Source organism: Vibrio sp. 1288 (genome assembly GCF_033344475.1).
Window position 1 is genome coordinate 1 of the sequence record NZ_JAWPOX010000456.1, and the last position, 735, is coordinate 735.

Below are 735 nucleotides of genomic sequence, written 5' to 3' on the forward strand. Positions count from 1 at the left end.
TGTCTCTCTAGAAGAAGAGCTGCAACGCGTTGTTCCTGTTGTAAAGGCCATCCGCGAAAAATACGATGTATGGATCTCTGTCGATACCAGTAAAGCAGAAGTAATGCGTCAGGCTATCGCTGTTGGTGCGGATCTAATTAACGATATCCGTGCGTTACAAGAACCTGGTGCACTTCAAGTTGCGGCTGCATCAAAACTACCTGTTTGCTTAATGCATATGAAGGGGCAACCTAGAACTATGCAGGAAAGCCCTCAGTACGAGAACTTGATGGATGACGTCGCTCAGTTTCTGGAAGAGCGCATAGCTGCTTGTGAAGCCGTAGGTATCAATAAGTCTCAACTTATCCTCGATCCTGGTTTTGGCTTTGGCAAAACCATTGAACACAATTATCATATGCTCGCTCATCTCGAGAAGTTTCATGAGTTCGGTCTGCCTATCTTGGCGGGTATGTCTCGTAAATCAATGATTTTCAAGCTGCTTGATAAGCCAGCAGCAGATTGCACTAACGCCAGTGTCGTTTGTGCCACGATTGCTGCCATGAAAGGCGCGCAGATCATTCGTGTTCATGATTTTGAAGAAACTATTGAAGCAATGAAAATTGTCGAAATGACGCAAAACAATATTTAAAAATAATAAAGGTAAGTTTATGTCGAATAAAAGACGTTACTTTGGTACGGACGGTGTACGCGGTAAAGTTGGACAGTACCCAATCACTCCAGACTTCGTACTTAAGC

1 protein-coding gene is annotated in these 735 nt (G+C 43.8%); it reads left to right on the forward strand.

The genetic code is table 11. From position 1 onward, the window contains the following. Positions 1-628: dihydropteroate synthase (gene folP, locus R8O11_RS27355; RefSeq protein WP_318194896.1), on the forward strand; the 628-nt coding region annotated here is incomplete at its 5' end. Positions 629-735: the final 107 nt, after the last annotated feature.